The organism is Bacillus cereus group sp. MG9 (genome assembly GCF_040459995.1).
GTDB classification, from domain to species: domain Bacteria; phylum Bacillota; class Bacilli; order Bacillales; family Bacillaceae_G; genus Bacillus_A; species Bacillus_A mycoides.
Window position 1 is genome coordinate 2,699,516 of sequence record NZ_JARVHC010000001.1, and the last position, 24,787, is coordinate 2,724,302.

The following is a 24,787-nucleotide window of genomic DNA, read 5'->3' on the forward strand; positions in this document are numbered from 1 at the left end:
CACCTCCTATCTCTTCTTATTTATGATTGGAATTCTCTTTTATATGCTCTATAAATAACTTTAATGGTACGAGGCCACGTTTGGGCATGTGACTACTAATAACAGCTACGAGCTCTAACTGCGGAATGATAATAATGTATTGCCCTCCGTATCCCATAGCAAAATACATACAATACGGTATGTGAAATCTTTCGTTATTTAACACCCACCAGTGATATCCATATGCCCCGACATGTTCATACGTTTCAAATAGAGCTGTACTTGATTGCTCTAACCATTTCGATGATATAATTTCATTTCCCTTCGAATATCCATTCTGCAAACATAATTTTCCTAACTTTAATAAATCTATAGATTTCATTTTCATACCGAATCCCCCGACATATATACCTTGCGGGTCTTGTTGCCATTCATATTCCGTAATGTTTAATGGATCAAATAAATACTTTTTCGCGAACTGCTCCGTCGACATTCCAGTTGATTCTTGAATGATGTAACTAAGTAAGTGAGAAGAACCTGAGTTATAATTCATTTTCATACCCACGTCTTCAATGAACGGCTTTTCTAAAATGAATTGTGCCCAATTGTCTGATTCCACAAAGTCATTCGGGAAAACAACCCCATTGCCGAATTCTTGCCAATCTTCTCCTGTTGTCATCGTTAATAAATGATACAGTGTTAATTCCCTTTTTTTCTCCGGTACATTGGGAATCCATGTTGTGATTGGTGTATGTATATTATTTATAAATCCTTTATCAATTGCGATACCAATTAATATAGATACGATACTTTTTGTAATCGAATTAATTTTAAATAAGTCATTTGCACAGTCTATCGTTTTATAGTACTCAGTCGTTAATTCCCCCTTTTGATAAACAAGAAATGTATTAACCTTTTTCTTTTCAAATTTATTTTGTAATTGCTCGAAATTCAAGAAATCTTCCTCCATCTAAACGGTTATGTAATATTTGTAGTTCATCTCGTTCTCTCTATTAAATCATATTTGTTATTAAAACAAAAAAATAAACTTGCCAGCATTTAATAGCTGACAAGTTTATTTTTATAATTTCGTTCGAACGTTCCAAAGCTCTGGGAAGAAGCATTGATCAAGCACTCGCTTTAAATAAGATACGCCAGAAGAGCCACCTGTTCCCATTTTATGACCAATAATTCGTTCTACCGTTTTCATATGACGGAAACGCCATTGTTGTAGCCAGTCTTCAATATCGATTAATTTCTCTGCAAGCTGATATAAATCCCAATATTTCTGCACGTCCGCATATACTTCTATCCAAGCCGCTTCTACAGTTGCATCCTCTTCGTAAGGCTGCGTAACATCACGATTTAACACATCTTTATGAATTGGAAATCCTTCTTTAACAAGGGCTTGTATCGCCACATCATACAAACTTGGTGCATGAAGTGCTTTATGAAGACGAGCATGTAATTCTGGGTCCTTTTCATAAATTTTTAATGCATGTGGTGTTTTATAACCAAGTGCATATTCAATCATTCGATATTGATACGATTGAAAACCTGAAGCCTGACCAAGTGAATCGCGGAACTCAATATATTCTGATGGCGTTAATGTCGCAAGAATATCCCAAGATTGAATAATTTGCGACTGAATTTTTGATACACGTGCTAACATTTTAAAGGCTGGTGGTAATTTATCTTGTTTAATAGATTCAATCGCTGCATTCAATTCATGTAAAATTAGTTTCATCCAAAGCTCACTCGCTTGATGGATGACGATAAATAACATTTCATCATGATGATCTGATAATCTTTGTTGACTAGATAATAAGCTATCTAGCTGTAAATACTCTCCGTACGTCATATTCTCCTTAAAATCCGTATGAATCCCTTTTTCCATAATTACCTTTTCATTTTCTTTCATATTAGCCAAACGCCCCTTTGTGTTCATTTCTACTTATATTGGTCTAATAACAGCTCGAACTGGACTCCCATCCGCATCTGTTAATGCAAGTGGTAATGCAATAAGTTCGTAATCGCCGTCTACTACGTGATCTAGTACGACATTTTCTAAAATATGAATTCCATGTTTAAATAATTGATGATGCGCTGCTAGTTCTTTATCATCTAAAGGATCAACAGATGGTACGTCCACCCCGATTAAACGAATTCCCTTTTCAGAAAGAAAGGCTGCAATATCTGCGCGTAAATGCGGGATTACATCTGGGAATTCATTTGCTTTACCATGTGAAGATGTACGTAATAACAATCGTTCTACACCTTCTAAATGAAAGTTTTCTAATTCCTTTTTCCCGATGCTTTCAAGATTAGAAACGTCAATGATCCGTGCTGGACCAACATAAACTTGAATATCTAAATCCAACACCTTCTTACCGTCATTATCAAAATGAAAAGGTGCATCAATATGAGTACCTGTATGGATACTCATCGTTAACTTTCCGACATTTACTGAGCCACTGTCTTCTTTTGACCATGAAACTTCATACGAGAACGGTGTATCCCCTGGCCATGTCGCGATATCATTATTTAGCGGTTGTGAAATATCAATCCACTGCGATGTTTTCATGCTTACGCCACAACCTCTCGCTTATTTTCAAAGTTTTTATATTCTTCATTTTTCATAATGTTCTTTAAGATTTGTACAGAATTCCATACTTCCTCATACGTATTGTATAAAGCAACAGGCGCAAGTCTAACTCCATTTGGAGCTCTAAAGTCTGGAATAACCCCATTTGCTTTTAACGCTTTACATATACGTGCCGCCTCGGCATGTTCTAAATAAATATGCCCGCCTCGTTTTTCATCCTCTAATGGATTTCCAATTGTAAATTCAAAGCCTTTTAATTCATGTTCAATTAAATCAAGCATATATCTCGTAATATGTAATGATTTTTCACGTAACTTTTCAATACCAGCTTCTTTAAAAATTTCAAGAGAACCGATTAATGGTGCAGTACTTAATACGTGAGGTGTCCCTATTTGATAAGCTCCAGCATGGTCAGCCGCAGTTAATGAATGCTCCATATCAAATTGCTTATCTTTTCTAGAACTAAACCAACCAGATAATCCTGGGAGTCTATTAAAGTGTTTATTATTTACATAAAGGCCTGCAACACCACCAGGACCTGCATTTAAATATTTATAATTACACCATACAGCGAAATCTACATCCCACTCTTTAAAATGATGCGGAATGGAGCCGATTGAATGACATAAATCAAAACCGATATGAATACCACGTTTATGAGCTTCAGCTGTTAATCGCTTCATATCAAGAATTTGTCCACTCCTATATAGTACAGAAGGCAATAATATTAAAGCGATATCATCGGTCATCGCATGAATAATATCATCTTCAGAAAGTGTTCTTCCATCTCGGCTTTTCACTCGTACTAAATGTTCATCTGGATCTAAGCCTTTTAAACGAATTTGACTCTGAAGTGCATAAATATCTGACGGAAAAGTTAATTCATCCGCAAGAATTTTTGTTCGTATTCCTTTTGGCTCATAAAACGTCGCAATAACTTGATGTATATTCGCAGTCGTGGAACCGGTTACAATCGTTTCTTCCGGTAAAGATCCAATAAGAGGTGCTGTCAATTCACCCAATTTCTCCGAAAGGAAAAACCATGGATGCTCACCTTCAGTCCATCCATCAATCCCAAACTCTTTCCATGAATCTAGCAAGGTAAGTAACGATTTCTCTGCTCTTTTTGAAAGCAACCCTAAAGAGTTACCATCTAAATATATTGTTCCTTCTTTTTTATAAAATTCAGATTGAAAATCTTTCAGTTCATCATGTTTATCACATTCAAGCGCATACTCATAAGTTGGTTGAAATGGTTCTTTATACATGGTGTCACCTTCTTTTAATTTTCTTTTTATTCTAACTAATTGAAATATATCACTTAAATTGATATAACGTCAATGATATTATGTCAGTTGACTTTATATACAAACTTCTTTTACAATACAATTATATTTTCAGATATTTCAGTATAAAGAGGTGATTCCTTGAAAAATTCTACTCTTTCAACAAGAAAACATCGCTCCTTAGAAACAAAAAAAAAACTATTACATTCCGGTTATACTATGTTTATAAAAAACGGATTTCAGAAAACTACAATCACGCAAATTATTAAACATGCAGAAACTGGTTATGGAACAGCATATGTATATTTTAAAAACAAAGATGCTCTCCTCGTCGTTTTGATGGAAGATGTTATGAATCGCTTTTATGATATTGCTGATCGCTCTTTTTCCCCTCAAACAAAGGTCGAAGCACGAGATATGATTCAGAATCAAGTGCGCGCTTTTTTACAGTTAGCACAAGAAGAAAGAGCTATATTACAAGTTGTTGAAGAAGCAATAAGAACCTCAAAAGAAATACGTCAAAAATGGGATGAGATTCGCGAACGCTTTGTAACACGGATTATACAAGACATTACTCATTCCCAGGAAAATGAATTAGTACGAACTGAGTTAAATAAAGAGATTGTCGCATGCGGCTGGTTCTCTATGAATGAAACGTTTCTTTGGACAATCGTGCAAAATGATAAAGAACTAGAATTAGAAGAAATTGTACATACTTTAACGGTAATGTATACGACGGGGTTATATAAATAGCACATTATAACCTCAAAAAACCGTTACTCAATATGCTTAGTAACGGTTTATTTAAAATATTTTATTAACGATACAATAATACAAAATAGCGATGTAAGTAAAAGCAACAACCCCATATTCTTATTCTCTTTTTCATCCTTCTTAACGTTGTGTATCCCCATACCGGCAAGCATAAAACCTAAAAGTAATTGTAAAATGAGCATACTTTGCTTCGAATCATCATTCCAACTGTAAATAGAATAGCCCATTATAATAAAAGCGAGTATGAATGTGATAATTCTAATCATAAAAACACCCCCTGTTTGATTCTATTGTTTTAACCTACTCACCATTCCAACAATAAACTTATACTCAGCTCTACTTTTTCTTACTTTCTTAAAGCCCTCTTTCGTATCAAAAATAAAACACGTTTTCCGAAACCAAATCCGTACATATAAAGACTCAAAATAAATTGGTTTAATAATTCCTCGTTCCTCGAATTCAGTTCCATCTTTATTTTCGGTTTCCGTTCGAATGAACCACCTATTCCCGATTCCAATTTCAATATACTTCACATGCTAACCCCCTTCAGGAAATCTTCTTTCTAATTATTCTATTATTTCCCTGGCAAGCGCACATTCCGACAGAACGTGAGCCCATAAAGAAAAAGTAGATTACAAAAATCTACTTTTATAGCCTAAATTTTTGCATACGTTTATAAAATGTACTGCGTGGCACATCTAATAGTTTTGCAGCTAACGAAACATTTCCGTTCGTCTTTTCTAGCGCTTCAATCATGCTATCACGCTGTATTTTTTCACGGAAATTTAATGTATGCTCCGTTTTATTTTCTGCTTGCAATTCAAGTTGATGTTGATTTCCCATCATTGTTTGTAATAAAAAAGAGATTTGTTTTTCGCATATTTCCCGTCCTTGCGACAAAATGTATATGCGTTCTAATACATTTAATAATTCTCGAATATTTCCGGGCCATGTATGCTGTGAAAATTGATTACAAATACTCTTTGGAAATACAACATTCCAATCCTTTCGTTCACAAAAATGTTGTATGAAGTACGGAATATCCTCTTTTCTTTCTATTAACGACGGAACATATAGCGGATAAACATGTAAACGATAATATAAATCTTGACGGAATTTCCCTTCTTCTACTAATCTTAGTAAATCTTTATGTGTCGCAGTAATAATACGAATATTTACTGGTACCTCTTTTGAACTACCAATTGGGGTTACTGTTCGTTCTTGCAAAACACGCAATAATGCCACTTGCATCTCTGGCGGCACTTCACCAATTTCATCTAAAAATATTGTTCCTCCGTCTGCTTGTTCGAATTTCCCTTTATATCCTTGGCGCCGCGCACCTGTAAATGCACCTTCAGCATAACCGAATAATTCACTTTCCATTAATTCTTTCGGTAATGAACCGCAGTTAACAGCTATAAAAGGACCGTTTTTTCTTGGACTATTTTCATGAATCGCTCTCGCTACATATTCTTTCCCTACACCTGTTTCACCACATACATATACACTAGCGTCAGTTGGTGAAACAAGCTTAATTTCTTCTAAAGTATGTTGAAATACGCTGCTTGTCCCAATAACTCCAGGGAAAGTAATTCCGTTTATAAACGGGTAAGTAGAAAATAAATTTTCTTTTTTATTTTCCTTTAAGTAAATACATTTCCCGATCATTCTATCATTACTATATACCGGTACCTCTAATTTAGGTTTCAATCCATTGTGCATTAAATCTTCAAGTTTCATTCGTGACCAATTACATACTCGTTCACGAACCCTCTTGCTCGCAGAAACGATAACATCACGATGGTTACAAATAACAACTTGTTCATCACTGTCAATTATATCTAAAAAACGATGGATTAAATGCAGTTCATTTTGATGTACTCGAATACTACATTCACGTTCAATCGCATGCGCGATCGAAGTTACCATTCCGAGCATATATGGATGTGAAAACTCAATTGGACAAGAGAAATCTAGAACACCAATTAATTTCCCGTCATCATTATGAATCGGAGAGGCCGCACAGCTCCAGCTATGAGATGCGACAGAATAATGCTCTGTACCACTTATCATAATAGCCTCTTCAATCTGTAACGCTGTTCCTATCGCATTTGTACCAACAGCTGCTTCCGTCCATTTCACACCTTCAATAAAATTAATATGTTTCGCTCGTTTCAACGTTTGCTGATTTCCACTTAATGATAGAACATAACCATCTGGATCAATTAATAATGCCATCATTTGCAGTTCATCAATGGTTTTTCTCATATTTTGTATTTGAGGTATTGCTATATCAAGGAAGATTTCACTCTTTTTCTTTTGATCCTGAAAAATATCAGAAGACAAAATTTTCTGACCTTTATTCATATGAGGATTCACATTTGCTTGTTTACATCGATGCCATGACTCTGAAATTCTTTCGTTTATACGGTTCGAATCAAGGACTCCTTCATCAACAAACTTTTTCCATGTATGTAAGTAAAACGGTGAAGCTAACATTGTATCATCTCCCCTATTAATTGTTTTGGAGATTTATAAAACATACTTTTATTATAAAACTGAATAAAAGCGTTTTCAATACAACTAGAAAGATGACACAAATATGTTAATAATTTGAATATCTTAATAAACTTCTTTATTCTTTTTTAGTAGAACTATATTTTGTATAATGGACGCAAAGAAAATACATAACCAAAACCACTTTTGTGGGTTGCCGTTTATAAAGAAAACTATCACCGCTATTGCAAATAAAATGGTGGATGCTAAACTAAAATATAATTTTGTTTTAATTCCCATTATTCCTCACCCCTCTATCACTTTACAGTACATACTAACTCTTCATTTTTTAACTCTAATATGTACTCCTGTAAAACATATTCTTTCCCGCCATGTTTTTCATACCAATCATGTATTCTTTTAACATGTATCTTGTCGCTTCTAATTTTTGATTCAATTTCTTTATACTGTTCATAACTATCATATTCCCATATTGCAAATACTTCAGTCGTATCATCATTATTATCTTTCATCCAGCGTCCTATTAAACGAGAACCATATTTTATTTGATTAGGTAAATTAGTATCATTGAAATGATCATTAAATATTTCTATGAATTCATTTTTTATTACATAGTATTTCCTTCTGTAAAACATACTTCTTCACCTCTTTTATGAAAAGTATCAGTAAACCTTCCCATTACTACCGTACTATAATACTTACCATCCGAAAGTTTTTTATCATTTTTTAGAATACCTTCTACCTCCAAACCTAATTTTTTATAAAGTTGGATGGCTTTTTCATTTGTCTCTAACACTTGCAATGATATCTTTTTCACTTCATTTTCATCAGCCCACTGAATAGATTGTTGCAATAGACTCTTACCCATTCCATATCCCCAAAACTCTCTTAAAATACAAACACCAAACTCTACTTTATGGGATAATCTCTTCAAATTTGATCCTTCACATCTCGAAAATCCTACGATTCGGTTGTGCACTTCTGCAACTAAAAAAAGATTCTTCATCTCTTCACTATCTGTTTTTACTATTTTTTGAAACCCTATCTTATCAATAAACCCCTTTCCAGCTTCTCTATCCATATTTTCAGTTTCGCCATCGATCTGAACTCTAATTTCTGATAACTGCTCAGCATCCGTTTCAGCTGCAGAACGAACTGTATAAGTTAATCCATTTATATGAAACTCTTGTCCTTTTATAATCATTTCAAACTCCTTTTAAATGCGGTCTATTGACGCTATTACAATTTCTTTACCTTGTTTCTCAAATTGTTGAATCGTTTCTTTACTAGCCCCTTCATCTGTTATTATAAGGTCAATTTCTATCAGTGACTCTCCTTTTATAAAGCAGTCTATTCCAAGTTTATTATGAGGAGCTAAACAAATATTTCTTCTAGCAATTTTACTTACTGTTTTTCCAAAATAAGCAACTTCCGGTGTCGCAGTACTTATACCATTCAATGAAATACCGCCACCTGTAGAGAAATAAAGATCAATAGAGAATCTACTTATCAATTCAGAGGCCAGTGTATCTGTCATATTTCCTGATGGTTTCACTTTTCCACCAATTAAGTACGTATCAATGTTCTTATATTCCCGTAACTTACTAGCAATTTCTAAAGCATTCGTAATAACTGTAAATGATGTTTCAGGTAAATACTTTAACATGGCATAATGAATGGAAGCCCCGCCAATAAAAACGGAATCTCCTTCTTGTATGTAGGATACAGCAACTTTCGCAATCGCATCTTCATCTATTGAACTATCACGATAACGTTTCGATGGTTCGGCAGCTAAGTTTCTCACTCGCGTAAGTTCAACTGCACCTCCGTGCGTTCTTTTTAATAAACCATCCTTCTCCATAATAGACAAATCTCTTCTTATAGAATCAATAGACATATCAAAACTTTCCGCAAGATCCTTTGCGATTACTCTTCCATCTCTCTTAAGTAACTCTAAAATTTTCTCTCTACGCTCTTCAGTGAACATGTTATCACCACCCTTATTGAAGATTCAGAAATTTAACTCTTCTCATTCAATTATATGCATGTTTTTTCTGTTTTACAATATTTTCAATTCTTATTTCTTCAGCTTTATACAGTTTTTCTCTCTATTTTTATCCCATTAACTTGAAAACGAAATAAATGTATATTTGCATATTCCACAAATATACTTCCATTTACCTTCCTATTGATGTAAAATTATTCCTATGTTTTACTTTTTAATACAGAAAGGGATTACTATGAAATCTATAATTAAAGTAACTTGTACAGCATTATTATTTACAGGAATAATGGCAGGATGTAGTGGAAATACTGCACCAAAACAAGAAAAGAGCGCTTTTGAAAAGAATGCAATGCACTATGGGGAAATATTTAAAAACGAATACTATAGAGCGACTGTTGAAAATGCAAAATTCGATAAAATAGACAAAGAGTGGCGTCTCACAGCTCGCGTTACTATAAATAATGCTCGTGCTAACGGACAAACGATAGATCTTTCAGAAATAAAATATTTCATAAAAGATGAAAAAACGGGTGAAAAATACGAAGGTGAATTTATACAAAATGAAAATGCTAAAAAGGTTCCATCTGAGTTTTCTTTAACTACCGACATTGTATTTAATATGAAAACTTCTCCAAAAGATTTAAATAATATGTATTTATACATAGATAGCAAAGCTGCGCCGTTAACAGATACATATTGGAAACTTGATAATTTAGCATCTAAATAAAAAACAGTCATATAAGACTGTTTTTTTTGTTTGTAAAGTTATAAAGTTTACTAGTTACCTTTCTCAAACAATATATCTTTTGCACAAATCGTCACTTCTTCAAATGGGCAATCAAATAAAACACCCAATTCGAAACCTTCATTAGTAAGATCTATTTCATGATATAACCACCAAGCACCTTCAAAATTTTCCAGAATAGAACATTTCGTTACGCCTGTAAAAGTTACTTCCAGTTTGTCAAATTCACTGAAAGTACCACTGCAATCTAAAGTAATAATTAGCGTATCTTTTGATCTTCTCTCTACTGTTTTGACTACACTGTCATGTAGTGAGTATTCATGTAGTTGAACGACATTCTGCGTGAGCTTTTCTTTTATAGCATTATAATTATCTATATAAGCTTGTTCTAAATCATTCATTCTTTTCTCATAATCTTCTGTCCAATCAAGCATAAGTTTCTTTAACTTTTCTGATGGGTATTCTGACTTAATTGTATTGTCATAAATGTATGGATGTAGTGACTTAGGTAGAAACTTTAATAAATCTTCTTTCTTTTCTTCCACGTCTTCTCTCAAACTTTTCTTATAATCCATTCCTACCTTTTCGCTCTCTCGCAAAATCTCTTCCCATTCTTCTAATGTTTCTGAGAAAATTAAAAATCCAGATACTTGCATTTCTTTATACCAATCTTTATTGAAATACTTCAATGGCTTTCCTCCTAAAACATTTTAACATCCAACAAAAGCAATATATCTATTTATTATATCATTCCAATAACTATTTTTTCTAAAACTTCAGAATATTTACAAAAATGTGAAATTAGAATACATTTTACATGTACAAGTTTTACCTGTACAAAAATCTAAACAAAAAGGGATGGTTATATGTTGAAGAAATTAGTAGCAGGGGCATTAGTAGCAGGTTTTGCATTAACTGGAGGATTAGGAGTAGTAAGTGCTGCAGAAAAAGATAATACAATTAAATCATTTGATTATTTAAAAGTTGATGAAAAGAATGTTAATTCATTCACAAAATTAAGCGATCAATCAAAAAAAGACATCCAAATTACTATGGTACTACCTAAGCAAAATGAAAATGGAGATTGGTTAGCTTATGGCTTTACTAGCAGAGAAACATTGAATGCTTTTATTGAAAAGGATAAAAAGGCACTTAAAAATCAAATTAACCCTTTAGGTAGTGGTGCTGGTAGTACCGATTTTTATGAGCATCAAAATAAAGGTGGACAGTATATTTATTGGAGCAGTGGCTTTAAAAACCTACCTTCTAGCTGGAACGACAGAATTTCTTCTGTAAGTACAGCTTCACCTTCTGCAAGTTATTCAACAACACTATGGGAACATTCTTCAACTCAAGGATATGGAAAAGGTGTCTCCTTTAGACACTCTGATTGGTATGGTCAAACTGCTAATTTAGCTGCAGATTGGAACGATATAACTTCAGCTATTGAAATTAAATAGTAACAGCGCATTTCAATTAAATAAGTGAAGAAGTTTCAAAATCACTATACTCTCATCGATTAAAAAAACATGAGAGTATAGTGATTTTTCTAGTATCTTTTTATACATATTGCTACTTAAATATTATTTACTAAAAAGACCAGTCATTGGTCTTACCCCTGTCAAGTAGACAGTATGAAAAAGACTAAGCAGCCATCGAGATTCGATATTCTATCGGAGCTCGATGGTTGAGTCGTTTTTGGAACCGTTTATAGTTATAAAAGTAAATATATTCTTCAATTGCTTGTATTAAATCTTCTTCTGTTTTAAAATGATTCAAATACAACATCTCCGATTTAAAATGGGAGAAAAATGACTCGATACAAGCGTTATCATGGCAGTTTCCTTTGCGAGAGTGGCTACCAATGATACCTAAATCGGAAAGTCGTTTGTTGTAGGCATGAGATGTATACTGGAATCCCTGATCTGAATGGAGAATGGTTCCACGCACATCTCTTTTTTGTGCCAACATTTCAATCGTATCTAATACAAGTTCATTATTATTGCGCGTAGATATTTTCCAAGAAACAACTTCGTTATTATAAACATCTTGTACAACAGAAAGATACCGAAATCCCTCTTGGAATCGTAGGTAAGTAATATCTGTAACAAGTGCCTCATTTTGTTGGCGATCTTTAAATTCACGGTTTAAAACATTCGGAAAAATATTGGAATAGTTCCCTTTAAAGAAGCGACGCTTCTTTCGAATAATAGATTGAATATTGAGCTCACTCATTAAGCGATATACTTTTTTGTGATTTATAAAATATCCCTCTTCCTGTAAAGCGATTTTCATACGTGGATAACCATATTCTTTGTGCTTTACGTGAATAGATCGTATTACCTTTTTTAATCGTTTCTCGGATTTTAGTCGTATGTTTTTCATACCTTTGGTATGAATCCATTTATAGTAACTTGAACGATGTACACCCGCAAATTTCGTAAGCCATATAACTGGATACTTTGTCTTTAATGATTCAATGATATGATATCTCTCTTTATATTTTAGTACACCTCCATTTATAGATTTGGATACTGCTTTTTTAAATATTCAACCTGTGCCTTATAGTAGTCACGTTCCTCTTCAATTGTCTTAAAATAAACACGTTTTCCTTTTAGAGGGTTTGGTATACCTTTCATTCCCCCATTTTTCCCGCGAGTATCTGTAATCTCACCACATTCTTTATATTTTTTGACCCAATTTTTAAGTTGGGTAGAACTTCTAATCTGATATCTTTCCTTTATCATATTGTAACTTCCTTCTCCGTTTAAATAACTTTGAACAGCTGATAACTTTAATTCTTCTGAATAGGTATTAAATGTCGATCCTTTTTTAGTCATGAAAAATCCCCTCCAAGTAATAGTGTAACATCCATGTGTGTACATGGTCTTTTTTACACTGTCTACCTAAAGGGGATAATATCATCATATTAGACTGGTCTTTTTACCTTCAAGCATGTACAGCATGTCCTACCGCCTGCAATAATGCTTCATGGATTGCTTCAGATAAAGTTGGATGTGCTGCAATATAATCTCTCATTATATCAGCGGTTACTTCTGTATGAATCATCACCGTTCCTTGTCCGATTAGTTCGGTTGCACGAGGACCGATAATAGAAATCCCTACAATTTCTTGATATTTAGGTTCCACAATAACTTTTACTTTCCCCGTTTGTTCTCCAATAATAAGCGCTTTTCCGTTCGCTGTAAATGCGAATTCTCCGATGAGGATGTCACCGTATTGCTCTCTTGCTCCTTTTTCTGTTAAACCGACACTAGCAATTTCTGGAGCTGTATAAATACAGCGAGGTACAGCATGATAGTTTACTTTCACATCTTCTCCGCTCGCGTGTAATGCCGCTGTCGTTCCTTCATGGAAGGCAACGTGAGCAAGCTGTATTCCACCAATCACATCACCCGCTGCGTAAATATGTGATCTATTTGTTTGCATATGTTCATTCACAGAAATTCCTTTATTTGAAAATTGAATGCCTGCTTTTTCTAAAGCTAATTCTTGTACACGTGGTTTTCGACCTACAGAAACGAGAACAAATTCCGAGTTGGCTTCTTGGATACTTCCTTCATATTCAAATGAAGCCTGCTTCTTATAATTATTTAATCCTTTTAAAGCCGCTCCTGTAAATATTTTCACGCCATCATTTTCTAGTTTCTCCCTTAAAATTTGTGCGATATCTTCATCTTCACCAGGTAATAATTGCGATGCCATTTCAACAATCGTAACTTTTGTTCCAAGACGACTATAAATGCTTGCAAACTCGCAACCTATTACACCACCACCAACGATTAATAATGATTTTGGTATATTTTCTAGGGACATTGCATGACTACTATTTAAAATCCACTTCCCATCAAATGGAGCAAAAGGTAATTCAGTTGGTTCTGATCCTGCCGCTATAATGAACTGTTCTCCATCTACTACATCTTCTTTATCACCGTGTGTAACTCGCATACGGTGATCCGTTTCAAATTTCGCTTTACCTTGTATAACTTTTATTTTATTTTTCTTCATTAAATATTGGATTCCTTGGACGAGCTGCGTTACGATTTGTGATTTTCTCGTCTGTATTTGTTTCCAATCAATTGATATATTATGCTTATCTACTAATACTCCAAAACGATTCGCATGATTAACAATATCGTATACTTCCGCACTTTCTAACAATGATTTCGTAGGCATACAACCGACATTTAAACAAGTCCCGCCAAGATCAGCTTCATCAATAAGAGTGACATCTTTTCCATTTTGAGCCGCGGTAATTGCCGCTACATAACCAGCAGGTCCGCCCCCAATAACAACTAAATTACTCATTTTCTCACCTTCTCTTTATAAAAGAATTGTTACAGGCTCTTCTAAATACTCTTTAATTGTGCGTAAAAATGCAGCTGCTGGTGCACCGTCTAGTACACGATGATCGAATGTTAAACTTAAAGGTAACATACTTCCTTTTCTTAATTTTTTCCCTTTATATACAGGAACATGTTCAATTGCACCTACACCTAAAATACCAGTTTCAGGTGTATTTAATACTGGCGTAAAATATTCAATACCGAAGCTACCTAAATTACTAATTGTAAATGTTGTCCCTTGCATATCATCACTACTTAAACTGCCTGCTCGTGCCTTTTGTGCCACATTTTTAATCTCTTTAGATAACTCTACTAAAGATAGATTATTAGCAAAGCGAATAGCTGGAACGACTAATCCTTTTTCTAACGCGACCGCCATACCTAAATGAACATGTTCAAATTGATGAATGGCATCATTTATATACGCGCTGTTCATTTCTTTATGCTCTCTAAGCGCTAATACAACAGCACGAGAAACGAAATCAGTAATAGTTAGTTTGTTATCGTATCGTTTTTGTACAACTTCCGCTTTTTCTTTATGTAAAGCAACTAAATCTGTAACATCTACTTTCATCGTTAATGTTAATTGCGCACTATTTTGTAAGCTTGCATGCATACGGTTCGCAATTGCTTTTCGCATACCAGTAATAGGAATGACTTTACTTTCTTCTTGTTCAAGTACTTCTGGAATTGCTACTCTTTCTTCAAGCGCCTTTAATACATCTACCTTTGTAATTCTTCCGCCAGGTCCTGTACCAATTAATGATCTAATATCGAGATTTTCAGTTTTTGCAATTTTCTTTGCTACTGGAGATATTTTAACTCTTTGCTTCGTCACATCTATCGCATATGGTTCTGGATGTTGTACCTTTTTAGGTTCTGGATTAGATGCTTTTTCTTCTACAACATGTATGTTTTCATGAACTTCTACTTTTTCGTCCGGTTTACCGATGTAGCAAATTACAGTACCCGGCGGCACTCCCTCATCTTCACTTACAGCTATATCAAGAACAGTTCCATCAGCTGGTGCTTCTATTTCAGTTTCGATTTTTTCCGAGTTAATACTAGCAATTAGTTCACCTTTTTCTACATTATCACCTGCTTTAATATTCCAGCTCGTAATAATACCTTCTTTCATCGCCATACCTAACTTCGGCATTACAACTTCTACAGCCATGTTTCTCTCTCCCTTCTCATCGTTTCATTACACATGTAATAAAGATTGGTCTCCGATCATTTCTGATACAGTTTCAATTACTTTCTCCGGCGTTGGTAAATATAACTTTTCAAGTGGTGGCGAAAACGGAACTGGTGTATGTGGTGCTGTAATTCGTTTAATAGGTGCATCTAACAAATCGAATCCTTTATCCGCTACAATTGCCGCAATATCTGTTGCGATACTACATCTTGGATTTGCTTCGTCAATAACAATCAGGCGATTCGTTTTTTCAACAGATGCTAAAATCGTATCTTCATCCAGCGGTGATAAAGAACGTGGATCGATTACTTCTACTTCGAGTCCTTTTTCCGATAATTGCTTTGCAGCTGCAAGTGCTGTATGAACTTGTTTTCCAATTGCAACGATTGTTACATCAGAACCTTCACGTTTAATATCTGCTTTTCCTAAAGGAATTGTATAGTGCCCTTCTGGTACTTCGCCTTTCATATTGTAAAGTGTTTTATCTTCAAAGAAGATTACTGGATCGTCATCTTCAATTGCCGCTAATAATAAGCCTTTTGCGTCATAAGGAGTGGAAGGAACGACAACTTTTATACCTGGAATGCTCGTAAATAACGCATATAAACTTTGTGAATGCTGTGCCGCTGCGCTAAATCCAGCACCGTGCATCGTACGTACTGTAACTGGCACTTTCGCTTTTCCACCGAACATATAGCGGAACTTTGCACCTTGGTTTAATACTTGATCAAGACAACTACCGATAAAATCATTAAACATTAATTCAGCTATCGGACGTAAACCTGTTGCAGCAGCTGCCATCGCCGCTCCCATATAACCCGCTTCTGAAATTGGAGTATCTAAAATACGATTTCGACCAAATTCTTGTACAAGTCCTTTCGTAACACCGAGTACACCGCCCCATGCTTCATCATCTTGCAAGTGATCCACTTGTGCACCGCCTGCAACATCTTCTCCGATTAAAATTACATTTTCATCACGACGCATTGATATTTTCATCGCTTCATTAATTGCAGTTGACATACTTACTGTTCTAGTCATTATTTTTCACCCTCCTCTTATTTGTAAGAAACGTATACATCTTTTAATAATTCTTCATCTTCCGGATATGGACTGTTTTCACTAAATTCAATTGATTGTTGCACTGCTTCATCTACTGCCTTTTCCATATCCACAAGTTCAGATTCTGTTAATAAAGCTTCATGAATTAAATGCTTACGGAAATTCACAATCGCATCTTTTTCATTTAATTGTTCTTCTTTTTCTTCTGAAGTTTTATATGTTTGCGCTTCACCTTCGAAATGACCGTAATTACGATATGTCATACATTCAATTATTGTTGGACCACCGCCATTACGCGCACGTTCTACTGCTTCTTCCGCCGCTTTATACACTGCAAGTAAATCTTTTCCATCTACTTGAACACCTGGAATATTGTAAGCTTTCGCTCGATCTGCAATGGAATCACAACTTGACGCATATTCAAATGTTGTTGCTTCACCGTAACCGTTATTTTCTGCGATAAAAATAACTGGTAACTTCCAAATCGCTGCTAAATTAACCCCTTCATGGAATGTTCCTTCATTATTTGCTCCGTCACCGAAGAAGCAAACACTTACATCTTTCGTTCCTTTATATTTAGCTGTTAATGCTGAACCGCAAGCAAGTGGAAAACCTCCGCCTACAATCCCATTTGCACCAAGCATTCCTTTATCTAAATCGGCAATATGCATTGAACCACCTTTACCTTTACATAACCCTGTCGCTTTCCCAAAAAGTTCGGCCATCATGCCATTTAAATCACAACCTTTTGCGATACAATGGCCGTGACCTCTATGCGTACTTGTAATACTGTCACTATCTGTTAAGTGGGCACATACACCAACTGCTACTGCTTCTTCACCAGCGTATAAATGAACGAAACCTGGCAGAACGCCTTGCGCGAACAATTCATGCACCTTGTCTTCAAACTTACGAATCTCTAACATTTTTTCATACATCCAACGAGCTTGTTCTTTCGTAATTTCATTCCCTTTACTTTCAGTTGTTTTTAACATGTCCAGCCCTCCTATTTTCTTGTTCATCTTTTATATTGCAAGTACTGTGCCAAATTCTAATCCCTGATTTAATAGGTTTTCTCTTTTCTTTCATAATAAAAAAGTGGACAAAATGAGACATCTGTCTCGTTTTGTCCACTTTTGTTCACCTAATTTGAGAATTATTATCTTATTCATTATCAAAACCCTTCTGTAATTTCCGAATGTAAATAATTTGACCAATGTGATACGCGTTATGAGTCGTTACATTAGCTAATACTTCCCACCACTTCGCAGATACAGGAAATCCAATTACATCACTTTCAACCTTGTCTTCATTTATGAGACTTTGCCATTGTAACAGTTTCTCTAATAGTTTTTCTCTTAACTCTTCAAATGTTTGATTATCTGATAGCATAAAACTTTTGTTATTATCACCAATAGCGGGCACAGCATTAACATTTGATTCTTTGTACCTAGTTTGCCACGTCGTATTCCAATACAGTAAATGTTGTACAATTTCAGCTATACTATTACACTCTTCATTCGGTTTCCAGAAAGCTTCTCTCTCAGATAAATCCTTAACTGCATCTGAAAATGGAATATACCAACTGGGATCATTCGCATTTGCTAATAACTGATCTGCTAATACGTCTTTAACATGGAACACTTTGCTTCCCCCCATTAAAAAGATTCATTTCAAGACAATACTCACTTCTCTATATACGCTGAGTTTGCCAGATCCCCTCTTTTTAGCCTTAATCCCAAACATATGCACATAAAGAAACCAAAAGCACCTAATCCATAAGCTGTTGTATATCCACTTTCCCCGATAATCCATCCTGCAAGTCCTGGTCCAATCATTTGACCAACTGCATAGAAAACGGATATAAAACTAATTGCCATTGAGACATATTTCGGAGATACTTGCTTTGAAGCAGCAACTTGAATTAATAAAAGGATACCTCCGAGGCTGGAACCCCAAATAATTGCCGACATGATAAAGCCAATGATATGTCCAAATATAATTGGAATCATATCACCTATTACAGCTAATAAAAGTGCAATACATAACGTCTTCTTTATACCAATCCGATCCGAAATCAATCCCCAGACAGGAGCTCCTACGATTGAAAACATTCCTGCAATCGCATAAACAGTTCCCGAAATTGATGCCGCAATACCATTATTAATCATAAAACTAGTTTGATATAAATTTGGAATTAAATAAACAACGCCCACAATAAAATACATCCATGCAATGATGTATAGCTCTTTCGTTTTCCATAAAAACGACTTATTATTCCTTTCCCCCTCATCTTCAGTAACTTCTGGATTTTTCAAAACAATTGAGGCAACGAATACAACAATACATGTAATAATTCCAAACAAAAGCCATGAACCACGCCAACTATACTCTGGAAATGTACGTACTATATAAGGAACAATTATTCCACTAAATAGCATGCCTATGCCAGCACCGCTTAATAATAGCCCCATTGCAATTCCTCTTTTTTCTGGAAACCATCCTACTGTTATTGACATGAGTGGTGTATATACAAGAGCACTTCCAGCTCCAGAACATAGCATAAAAATAGAGGCTATCCAAAATGAGGAAACAAATGCTAATCCTATTAAACTTATAACGACGAGCCAACTCCCTATTAATAAAACTGATTTTGCTCCAAAACGGATAGTAAGTATTCCAGATGTTCCGACTGTTAATAAATACCCTAAAAAGAGTATAGTTCCTAACATACCTGCTTGAGCTGTAGATAAATGGAGTCCTTCTTGCATAAACGGCAATATAATTCCATATGCCATACGTGCAAAACCCGTCGTTGTTATAATAAGAAACATTCCTGTTAATACAAATATCCAAAAATGACTTTCATTCCGTTCTTTCATTTAAATTCCTCCATAAAAAGTTATTTCCAATTGGATGTTGTTTGTAATTATAATGACCATTACAAAAAGCAACTACCAAATGACGGAGGAATTTACGGTATAGCGGATTATTCCTGTTTTACGTTAATAAATACGTAAAAATTCTGATGGATTCATTCCATACTTTTTACGAAATAACTCTGAAAAATGACTGACATTATTGTATCCAACTGCAAATGCCGTTTCGGTCACATTACTATTTCCCGAACGCAGTAAATCTATCGCATGCTCCATACGCTTTTCTCGTAAATATGCAAATGTGGACATCCCAAATAATTCTTTAAACCCAATTTTTAATTTATAATCATTTAACTCTACTATTTTAGCTAATTCTAATAATGATGGGGGTGATTCCATTCGTTGAAGTAAAATTTCTTCAGCCTGTTTTATTTTATTCAAATCCTGTTTTGATAATTGACTCCTTTTATTTGCGTCACAATCATTAAGCAACACTCTCCCCAAATGTATAGAAAGCAATTCGAGCGCTTTACTTTCTAATTCTAGTTGACTAATACGATCCTTTTTGGGATGCTCTATCATTCTCTTAATAAGATTAGATGTTATAGAATCAATTGGATTTTGAAACTTTTTAAAAGATTGATTTCCTAATATAGAATGAAAATCAAGAATTTTTTCAATAGCATTATTCATCATGAAATGATTAAACAATTGTACAGGAATCCCAATCGCTAATGAATATAGAGGCGTTTCTTTTTCATATTCAAATACTACATCAAAATCATTCATAAAATATAAATAGCTATTTCCAGTCATTAATTCATACGAAGAATGACTAACTTGCACTTCTCCGAACCCTTGTAAACAAAAATTAAGCTCTACCATTGCTGCATCAGATGCAAACTGGATACGATGATTTTTATGAAATTGATAATTTGATAACACAATTTCCATTCCTGAAAACGAAGTCCATCTTCGTATTTCACCCATACCTATTGTTTTTGGAACATTCATATGTCTTTCCTCTACAACTTGTAAACCATAAAAATATTTATGAAAAATATCATGAAAACCGTTAGTCTCCATGAAACCCACACTCCTTTTATGTAAAAATCAAAATTTAATTGATAATTATTTTCAATTATATCAAATATCTTTATACAATAAATAGATTTTCTCTTTATAACTCGTTATGATAAAAGAAAAAGAAAGCGAGCGAACAATGAATACAAAAATCGCGATTATTACAGGGGCATCAAGTGGATTCGGACTTTTAACGACACTTGAACTTGCAAAAAAAGACTATTTTGTCATTGCTACAATGCGAAATCTTGAAAAACAAGTAGACTTAATATCTCAAGCTACTAAACTCCACTTACAACAAAATATAAAAGTTCAACAATTAGATGTAACAGATCAAGGTTCTATACATAACTTCCAATTATTTTTAAAAGAAATAAACAGAGTAGACCTTCTCATTAATAATGCAGGATATGCAACTGGGGGCTTTGTAGAAGAAATTCCAGTAGAGGAATACCGTAAACAATTTGAAACGAACCTTTTTGGAGCTATATCAATCACTCAGCTTGCCTTACCATATATGAGAGAACAGAAAAGCGGAAAAATCATTAATATTAGCAGCATTAGCGGCCAAGTCGGATTCCCTGGTTTATCCCCTTACGTTTCTTCAAAATATGCATTAGAAGGCTGGAGTGAATCCCTTCGCTTAGAAGTAAAACCTTTCGGAATAGACGTTGCCTTACTTGAACCAGGTTCTTATAACACGAACATATGGGAAGTTGGTAAACAATTAGCTGAAAACCAATCTGATACAACCTCTCCTTACAAAGAATATATGGATAAAATACAAAAGCACATAAACAATGGCAACGATACACTTGGTAATCCGATGGATGTTGCAAATAAAATCGTAGAAATTGCTGAAGCAAGGCGTACTACATTACGATACCCAATTGGGAAAGGTGTAAAATTTATGATCTTTGCGAAGAAGGTTCTTCCTTGGAGATTGTGGGAGTTTCTTGTATTGAGGAGCTTTAAGAAAATGTAAGTAACTTTATTGAAAAAATATGTAAGGGGTGCTAATTAAATGCTAGGTTTACCCTATGGTAAAGTGTTTTTAGTTCCGTGGTCCGAAGAGTGGGAATTTGAGTTTTCAAAAGAAAAACAATTAATTGAGGAACACATTGGAAAATATATTTTAGCGATACACCATATCGGAAGTACTTCCATTCCATATTTAAGCGCAAAACCTATTATTGATATTGCGATGGAATTAAGAGATTCCAAAAGTGGTCTAAAATGTATTACGAACCTAGAACAATTAAATTATAAATATAGAAAAGATGTATTACCCGAAAGGTATTATTTCAATAAAGGTGAGCCAAGAACTCATCAAATTCATATGTATGAACAAGGGAATCCATATTTAATAGAACAATTAAAATTCAGAGATTACTTAATAGACAATAAAACTTCTCGTATGCAGTATGAACAGTTAAAGATTCAACTTTCAACCGCTAACCCAAATGATAAGCATAAATATGCAGAGGATAAAACAAATTTCATTAAATCCATATTGGCTAAAATAAATGATTAAATTGCGAAGACCGAACTTCATACACATAATAAGAAACCATTCATGTATAGATGAATGGTTTCTTATTAATTAGTTATCTCATTATTTGTACCATCAATAATCATTTTATTATGCAGCAGGTGGAACGAAGTAAAATAGCATCGAAGTCATAAAAATAAATGCAAATAATCCAATTATCGAAAAAATATATTCTTTCGATTCTCTATCATACTTCCATTCCATCCATGTCCTTAGGATCCACGTAACCCCTAAATAAGTGAAAATGATAAACCAAATATTAGTGCTTTCGAATTTAAAGATGTAAATAAAACTAATTATTAAATAAACAAAAAGCAGTCCTATTTCCAATTTTTTATGTAAGCTATTTACATATTTATTATATCCCCAAAACCCGCTCTTTGGCATATTCAATTTTTTTCTTAAAAATCGATCCAAAAAGTAGCCCGCTATACAAAAAACAAAAATTATAATCCAAAATGTATAGGTTCTCAATATCATTCCTCCTATTACTTCATTGAATTGTTTAAAATAAAGTGGACTATATTAACGGTTATTGAACGAGTATTCTTGAATGATCTTCATTAAAAATGATCGATTCTGCACGTAAGAAAGGGTTTTTCATTTCTTCTCTCCCTCTTCCTTTAAATTTATACTATATTAAAGGAAGAAATATAGTATGAACCCTGTTATTATTAATGCTGCAACTCCTAATAATGAAATCAAAAACTCCCGCGATTCCTTATCATATTTCCACTCCATATATGATTGAAATCCATATAACGTAATAAAAAACAAAAGAGGTACATAGCCCATATATATACGATTTGGAAGAAAAGTGCTTATAGCAATAACAACTATATAAGAGGAAATAATAATTCTATTTCCCCATTTATGTGTATCATTCACATATTGGTTATTCCATCTTTTTTGTTTCGGTATATTTAACTGTCTTCTCGCAATTCTTTCAAAAACCAATAAAGATAGCACCCATAAAATTAATAAGGATATTTTTGTAACTGACAGAAAACCCTCTCCTTTTTATTTTTTCACTTTAATTTTCTCCGGCTGATCACTCGGATACGTAGCATATGCATCATTTTCATAATCCCAACTAATAATGGTCGCACTATCTCGTCCTAATTGATGATGAACGTGTTCTAAAATATTGTGAACATTTTCTTTAAGCGCTATATTATTTTTATTCATATCACTGTATAGGTTTAATGGCGTTTCATAACGGCGTTCCCCGCATTCTAATACCCCATCTGTCACCATTACAATTCGATTCTTTCCAGTACGTAGTTCACGAATTCCTGAAGAATAGCATGGAACGGGTAAATCAAACGTGTTTACATTACCAATCCATTCATAAAATTGACGTTGGTTTAATGTATATTGTCCTAATTTATGTAATTCATCATGAAATACATAAACTAGGCAATCGCCAATAGATAACCACCATATGTAATTTTCTTTTCTTACACATATTAAGCAAGCTGTTTCACCTTTTACTCTTTTGCATTTTTCTTTAAATGAGCGGGATTGAAAAATCGTAATTATATGATTTTCAACAGATCGAAATACTGTTTCAATCGGTTCATTCATAATTACTTTTATATTTTCATATTCTGCTTGAATCGTACTTACTACTAAATCAACACTTTCTGCACTATTATGTCCGTCTAAAATAGCGGCGAATTCCCAATCGCCATTCGACCAAACTAATGCACCGTCTTCATTCTTTTTTGCTCCGGCACTTATATTCCCGCCGTATTTACCAAGTACGATATCACCATATTGCTTGACTGAAACTTCGTCTAAACACATTTCCCTACTTCCAACCCATGAATATTGTGCATTATTTGTTGTATGCATACTCATTTACCATATACTTTCGTATTCTTTCGCATAGTTTTTTAATTTTCTCTGAATCTCCATGTGGTGCACCAGTCCAATTTGCTACCTCAGTCGGTGACAAAAACTCTTTTGGTGTATTTGGATAACGCGGAATAATGTGCATATGCAAATGTGGTACACCATTACCTGAAACGAAAGTATAAATATGTTCTGCTCCTTCGCTTTCTTTAAGCGCTTTACTTACTCTACTTGTTATCAGTCCGAATGCCTTTGCCTCATCTTCAGTTAATTCAGCGAGACCAGGTACATGTCTCTTTATATCAATCATTACATAACCAAGATATGTTTCTTCTGCATCCCAATGGACATGTCCAACGTAAATGAGTTCATCTTCGTAAATAGCTCCACCTGGAACTGTAATGTTCCCTTTATGTTTTTCACAAATGAAGCAGTTTTGTTCTGCTTGATTGTTTATTGGCATATCCATCACCATCCTTTGCATATATAATATCATAAAAAAAGGAAAAATAGGTTTTATATTCCGAAAATTCAATCTCTTAAAATGAGAATTTTCACATTAAAATAATTTACAACTCATTATTTCTTCAAAAGCGTAATCCCCATTCCAACTGCAATCCCAATCGCTATTCCGATTGCTATATTATCATTAAATACACCAGGAATTACACCGATTACAACACCTATAGCGACACCAATTGTCATAGCATCATTTCTTTTTTTATTATTAGCCAAAATAGCATCTCCTCTCATAATTTCTCCCCATATAATATCCATTTACATGAACGTTGCTGTCTCCTAATATATTTGCTATTCCGATTGAAAATTTCCAAAAAATGTACTTTATTACTTTTCCATTCCCCCTACATAATCCTCTT

29 protein-coding genes are annotated in these 24,787 nt (G+C 34.2%); 5 read left to right on the plus strand and 24 right to left on the minus strand.

Going from position 1 to position 24,787, the window contains the following annotated elements:
* Positions 1 to 16: 16 nt before the first annotated feature.
* From QCI77_RS13715 to kynU, 4 genes are all read right to left on the minus strand, one after another.
* Positions 17 to 934, minus strand: coding sequence for a serine hydrolase domain-containing protein (locus QCI77_RS13715; protein WP_113770859.1), 918 nt, complete (start codon positions 932 to 934; stop codon positions 17 to 19).
* A 126-nt stretch (positions 935 to 1,060) separates the two neighbouring features.
* Positions 1,061 to 1,900, minus strand: coding sequence for a tryptophan 2,3-dioxygenase (gene kynA, locus QCI77_RS13720; protein WP_000661975.1), 840 nt, complete (start codon positions 1,898 to 1,900; stop codon positions 1,061 to 1,063).
* A 33-nt stretch (positions 1,901 to 1,933) separates the two neighbouring features.
* Positions 1,934 to 2,563, minus strand: a complete 630-nt coding sequence (kynB, locus tag QCI77_RS13725) for an arylformamidase (RefSeq protein WP_002032714.1) — start codon at positions 2,561 to 2,563, stop codon at positions 1,934 to 1,936.
* Positions 2,564 to 2,565: 2 nt separating this feature from the next.
* Positions 2,566 to 3,852, minus strand: coding sequence for a kynureninase (kynU, locus tag QCI77_RS13730; RefSeq protein ID WP_002032712.1), 1,287 nt, complete (start codon positions 3,850 to 3,852; stop codon positions 2,566 to 2,568).
* Positions 3,853 to 4,011: 159 nt separating this feature from the next.
* Between kynU and QCI77_RS13735 the strand changes: the two genes are divergently transcribed.
* Complete coding sequence (locus QCI77_RS13735; protein ID WP_016101297.1) at positions 4,012 to 4,623, plus strand: TetR/AcrR family transcriptional regulator; 612 nt, start codon at positions 4,012 to 4,014, stop codon at positions 4,621 to 4,623.
* A gap of 47 nt (positions 4,624 to 4,670) precedes the next feature.
* On the opposite strand, the gene QCI77_RS13740 is transcribed toward QCI77_RS13735, so the two are convergent.
* The 6 genes from QCI77_RS13740 to QCI77_RS13765 all read right to left on the minus strand — a co-directional run bounded on the left by QCI77_RS13740 (position 4,671) and on the right by QCI77_RS13765 (position 9,148).
* Entirely contained in the window at positions 4,671 to 4,910 is a 240-nt protein-coding gene (locus tag QCI77_RS13740) for a DUF3953 domain-containing protein (protein WP_002165667.1), read from the minus strand.
* A gap of 21 nt (positions 4,911 to 4,931) precedes the next feature.
* Positions 4,932 to 5,177 carry a DUF3977 family protein gene (locus tag QCI77_RS13745; RefSeq protein WP_000873838.1) on the minus strand — a complete coding sequence of 82 codons (246 nt, stop codon included), beginning with the start codon at positions 5,175 to 5,177 and terminating at the stop codon, positions 4,932 to 4,934.
* 115 nt (positions 5,178 to 5,292) lie between these two features.
* On the minus strand, positions 5,293 to 7,143 hold the full coding sequence (locus tag QCI77_RS13750; protein ID WP_353825050.1) for a sigma-54-dependent Fis family transcriptional regulator: 1,851 nt from the start codon (positions 7,141 to 7,143) through the stop codon (positions 5,293 to 5,295).
* A gap of 314 nt (positions 7,144 to 7,457) precedes the next feature.
* Positions 7,458 to 7,796 (minus strand): NIPSNAP family protein, encoded by a 339-nt coding sequence (locus QCI77_RS13755; RefSeq protein ID WP_256486185.1) that lies wholly within the window; start codon positions 7,794 to 7,796, stop codon positions 7,458 to 7,460.
* Positions 7,769 to 8,365 carry a GNAT family N-acetyltransferase gene (locus QCI77_RS13760; protein ID WP_353825051.1) on the minus strand — a complete coding sequence of 199 codons (597 nt, stop codon included), beginning with the start codon at positions 8,363 to 8,365 and terminating at the stop codon, positions 7,769 to 7,771. Before QCI77_RS13760 ends, QCI77_RS13755 begins: the two co-directional genes overlap by 28 nt.
* A gap of 12 nt (positions 8,366 to 8,377) precedes the next feature.
* Entirely contained in the window at positions 8,378 to 9,148 is a 771-nt protein-coding gene (locus QCI77_RS13765) for a DeoR/GlpR family DNA-binding transcription regulator (protein WP_353825052.1), read from the minus strand.
* Positions 9,149 to 9,401: 253 nt separating this feature from the next.
* Between QCI77_RS13765 and QCI77_RS13770 the strand changes: the two genes are divergently transcribed.
* Positions 9,402 to 9,893 carry a hypothetical protein gene (locus QCI77_RS13770; protein ID WP_353825053.1) on the plus strand — a complete coding sequence of 164 codons (492 nt, stop codon included), beginning with the start codon at positions 9,402 to 9,404 and terminating at the stop codon, positions 9,891 to 9,893.
* Between the two features lie 50 nt (positions 9,894 to 9,943).
* Here QCI77_RS13770 and QCI77_RS13775 read toward each other — a convergent pair whose 3' ends face one another.
* Positions 9,944 to 10,600: a DUF4085 family protein gene (locus QCI77_RS13775; protein ID WP_353825054.1), complete on the minus strand. Its 657-nt coding sequence runs from the start codon at positions 10,598 to 10,600 to the stop codon at positions 9,944 to 9,946.
* A gap of 177 nt (positions 10,601 to 10,777) precedes the next feature.
* On the opposite strand from QCI77_RS13775, the gene QCI77_RS13780 reads away from it, so the two are divergent.
* Positions 10,778 to 11,371 carry a hypothetical protein gene (locus QCI77_RS13780; RefSeq protein ID WP_000914428.1) on the plus strand — a complete coding sequence of 198 codons (594 nt, stop codon included), beginning with the start codon at positions 10,778 to 10,780 and terminating at the stop codon, positions 11,369 to 11,371.
* A 184-nt stretch (positions 11,372 to 11,555) separates the two neighbouring features.
* Here QCI77_RS13780 and QCI77_RS13785 read toward each other — a convergent pair.
* The 8 genes from QCI77_RS13785 to QCI77_RS13820 all read right to left on the minus strand — a co-directional run bounded on the left by QCI77_RS13785 (position 11,556) and on the right by QCI77_RS13820 (position 20,503).
* A protein-coding gene (locus tag QCI77_RS13785) for an IS3 family transposase (protein WP_483298979.1) occupies positions 11,556 to 12,751 on the minus strand; the annotation gives its coding sequence in 2 pieces (ribosomal slippage) (positions 11,556 to 12,457 and positions 12,457 to 12,751; 1,197 coding nt in all).
* Between the two features lie 109 nt (positions 12,752 to 12,860).
* A complete protein-coding gene (gene lpdA / locus QCI77_RS13790) occupies positions 12,861 to 14,240 on the minus strand; it encodes a dihydrolipoyl dehydrogenase (protein ID WP_353825055.1) in 1,380 nt (459 codons plus the stop codon).
* A gap of 15 nt (positions 14,241 to 14,255) precedes the next feature.
* Positions 14,256 to 15,455 (minus strand): dihydrolipoamide acetyltransferase family protein, encoded by a 1,200-nt coding sequence (locus tag QCI77_RS13795; protein WP_353825056.1) that lies wholly within the window; start codon positions 15,453 to 15,455, stop codon positions 14,256 to 14,258.
* Between the two features lie 27 nt (positions 15,456 to 15,482).
* Positions 15,483 to 16,517: an acetoin:2,6-dichlorophenolindophenol oxidoreductase subunit beta gene (gene acoB / locus QCI77_RS13800; protein WP_002127716.1), complete on the minus strand. Its 1,035-nt coding sequence runs from the start codon at positions 16,515 to 16,517 to the stop codon at positions 15,483 to 15,485.
* A 17-nt stretch (positions 16,518 to 16,534) separates the two neighbouring features.
* Entirely contained in the window at positions 16,535 to 17,533 is a 999-nt protein-coding gene (gene acoA / locus QCI77_RS13805; protein WP_215589744.1) for an acetoin:2,6-dichlorophenolindophenol oxidoreductase subunit alpha, read from the minus strand.
* Positions 17,534 to 17,702: 169 nt separating this feature from the next.
* Entirely contained in the window at positions 17,703 to 18,182 is a 480-nt protein-coding gene (locus QCI77_RS13810; protein ID WP_353825057.1) for a DinB family protein, read from the minus strand.
* A gap of 41 nt (positions 18,183 to 18,223) precedes the next feature.
* Positions 18,224 to 19,420 (minus strand): MFS transporter, encoded by a 1,197-nt coding sequence (locus tag QCI77_RS13815; RefSeq protein WP_353825058.1) that lies wholly within the window; start codon positions 19,418 to 19,420, stop codon positions 18,224 to 18,226.
* A gap of 123 nt (positions 19,421 to 19,543) precedes the next feature.
* A complete protein-coding gene (locus QCI77_RS13820; RefSeq protein WP_353825059.1) occupies positions 19,544 to 20,503 on the minus strand; it encodes a helix-turn-helix domain-containing protein in 960 nt (319 codons plus the stop codon).
* A gap of 136 nt (positions 20,504 to 20,639) precedes the next feature.
* Here QCI77_RS13820 and QCI77_RS13825 point away from each other — a divergent pair, with 136 nt between their 5' ends.
* Positions 20,640 to 21,485 carry an oxidoreductase gene (locus QCI77_RS13825; RefSeq protein WP_242245698.1) on the plus strand — a complete coding sequence of 282 codons (846 nt, stop codon included), beginning with the start codon at positions 20,640 to 20,642 and terminating at the stop codon, positions 21,483 to 21,485.
* A 39-nt stretch (positions 21,486 to 21,524) separates the two neighbouring features.
* Positions 21,525 to 22,034 (plus strand): GrpB family protein, encoded by a 510-nt coding sequence (locus tag QCI77_RS13830; RefSeq protein WP_353825060.1) that lies wholly within the window; start codon positions 21,525 to 21,527, stop codon positions 22,032 to 22,034.
* Between the two features lie 108 nt (positions 22,035 to 22,142).
* Here QCI77_RS13830 and QCI77_RS13835 read toward each other — a convergent pair whose 3' ends face one another.
* From QCI77_RS13835 to QCI77_RS13855, 5 genes are all read right to left on the minus strand, one after another.
* Positions 22,143 to 22,526 (minus strand): DUF4181 domain-containing protein, encoded by a 384-nt coding sequence (locus tag QCI77_RS13835; RefSeq protein WP_002142055.1) that lies wholly within the window; start codon positions 22,524 to 22,526, stop codon positions 22,143 to 22,145.
* A gap of 165 nt (positions 22,527 to 22,691) precedes the next feature.
* Positions 22,692 to 23,009, minus strand: a complete 318-nt coding sequence (locus QCI77_RS13840; protein ID WP_353825061.1) for a DUF4181 domain-containing protein — start codon at positions 23,007 to 23,009, stop codon at positions 22,692 to 22,694.
* A gap of 63 nt (positions 23,010 to 23,072) precedes the next feature.
* Entirely contained in the window at positions 23,073 to 23,915 is an 843-nt protein-coding gene (locus QCI77_RS13845) for a PP2C family serine/threonine-protein phosphatase (protein WP_353825062.1), read from the minus strand.
* On the minus strand, positions 23,893 to 24,384 hold the full coding sequence (locus QCI77_RS13850; protein WP_353825774.1) for an HIT family protein: 492 nt from the start codon (positions 24,382 to 24,384) through the stop codon (positions 23,893 to 23,895). The genes QCI77_RS13845 and QCI77_RS13850 overlap by 23 nt, the downstream gene beginning before the upstream one ends.
* A gap of 104 nt (positions 24,385 to 24,488) precedes the next feature.
* The gene (locus QCI77_RS13855) at positions 24,489 to 24,662 is read right to left on the minus strand and encodes a glycine zipper domain-containing protein (protein WP_002085128.1); all 174 of its coding nucleotides are present in this window, start codon (positions 24,660 to 24,662) and stop codon (positions 24,489 to 24,491) included.
* Positions 24,663 to 24,787: the final 125 nt, after the last annotated feature.

Coding starts and splice junctions, on each gene's coding strand:
- QCI77_RS13765 (WP_353825052.1), bottom strand. CDS start 9,148: ATGTTCACTGAAGAGCGTAGAGAGAAAATTTTAGAGTTACTTAAGAGA.
- QCI77_RS13755 (WP_256486185.1), bottom strand. CDS start 7,796: ATGTTTTACAGAAGGAAATACTATGTAATAAAAAATGAATTCATAGAA.
- QCI77_RS13855 (WP_002085128.1), bottom strand. CDS start 24,662: ATGAGAGGAGATGCTATTTTGGCTAATAATAAAAAAAGAAATGATGCT.
- QCI77_RS13820 (WP_353825059.1), bottom strand. CDS start 20,503: ATGGAGACTAACGGTTTTCATGATATTTTTCATAAATATTTTTATGGT.
- QCI77_RS13830 (WP_353825060.1), top strand. CDS start 21,525: ATGCTAGGTTTACCCTATGGTAAAGTGTTTTTAGTTCCGTGGTCCGAA.
- kynA (WP_000661975.1), bottom strand. CDS start 1,900: ATGAAAGAAAATGAAAAGGTAATTATGGAAAAAGGGATTCATACGGAT.
- QCI77_RS13845 (WP_353825062.1), bottom strand. CDS start 23,915: ATGAGTATGCATACAACAAATAATGCACAATATTCATGGGTTGGAAGT.
- QCI77_RS13825 (WP_242245698.1), top strand. CDS start 20,640: ATGAATACAAAAATCGCGATTATTACAGGGGCATCAAGTGGATTCGGA.
- QCI77_RS13740 (WP_002165667.1), bottom strand. CDS start 4,910: ATGATTAGAATTATCACATTCATACTCGCTTTTATTATAATGGGCTAT.
- QCI77_RS13780 (WP_000914428.1), top strand. CDS start 10,778: ATGTTGAAGAAATTAGTAGCAGGGGCATTAGTAGCAGGTTTTGCATTA.
- QCI77_RS13760 (WP_353825051.1), bottom strand. CDS start 8,365: ATGATTATAAAAGGACAAGAGTTTCATATAAATGGATTAACTTATACA.
- acoA (WP_215589744.1), bottom strand. CDS start 17,533: ATGTTAAAAACAACTGAAAGTAAAGGGAATGAAATTACGAAAGAACAA.
- QCI77_RS13770 (WP_353825053.1), top strand. CDS start 9,402: ATGAAATCTATAATTAAAGTAACTTGTACAGCATTATTATTTACAGGA.
- QCI77_RS13795 (WP_353825056.1), bottom strand. CDS start 15,455: ATGGCTGTAGAAGTTGTAATGCCGAAGTTAGGTATGGCGATGAAAGAA.
- kynU (WP_002032712.1), bottom strand. CDS start 3,852: ATGTATAAAGAACCATTTCAACCAACTTATGAGTATGCGCTTGAATGT.
- acoB (WP_002127716.1), bottom strand. CDS start 16,517: ATGACTAGAACAGTAAGTATGTCAACTGCAATTAATGAAGCGATGAAA.
- QCI77_RS13750 (WP_353825050.1), bottom strand. CDS start 7,143: ATGTTAGCTTCACCGTTTTACTTACATACATGGAAAAAGTTTGTTGAT.
- QCI77_RS13850 (WP_353825774.1), bottom strand. CDS start 24,384: ATGGTGATGGATATGCCAATAAACAATCAAGCAGAACAAAACTGCTTC.
- QCI77_RS13815 (WP_353825058.1), bottom strand. CDS start 19,420: ATGAAAGAACGGAATGAAAGTCATTTTTGGATATTTGTATTAACAGGA.
- kynB (WP_002032714.1), bottom strand. CDS start 2,563: ATGAAAACATCGCAGTGGATTGATATTTCACAACCGCTAAATAATGAT.
- lpdA (WP_353825055.1), bottom strand. CDS start 14,240: ATGAGTAATTTAGTTGTTATTGGGGGCGGACCTGCTGGTTATGTAGCG.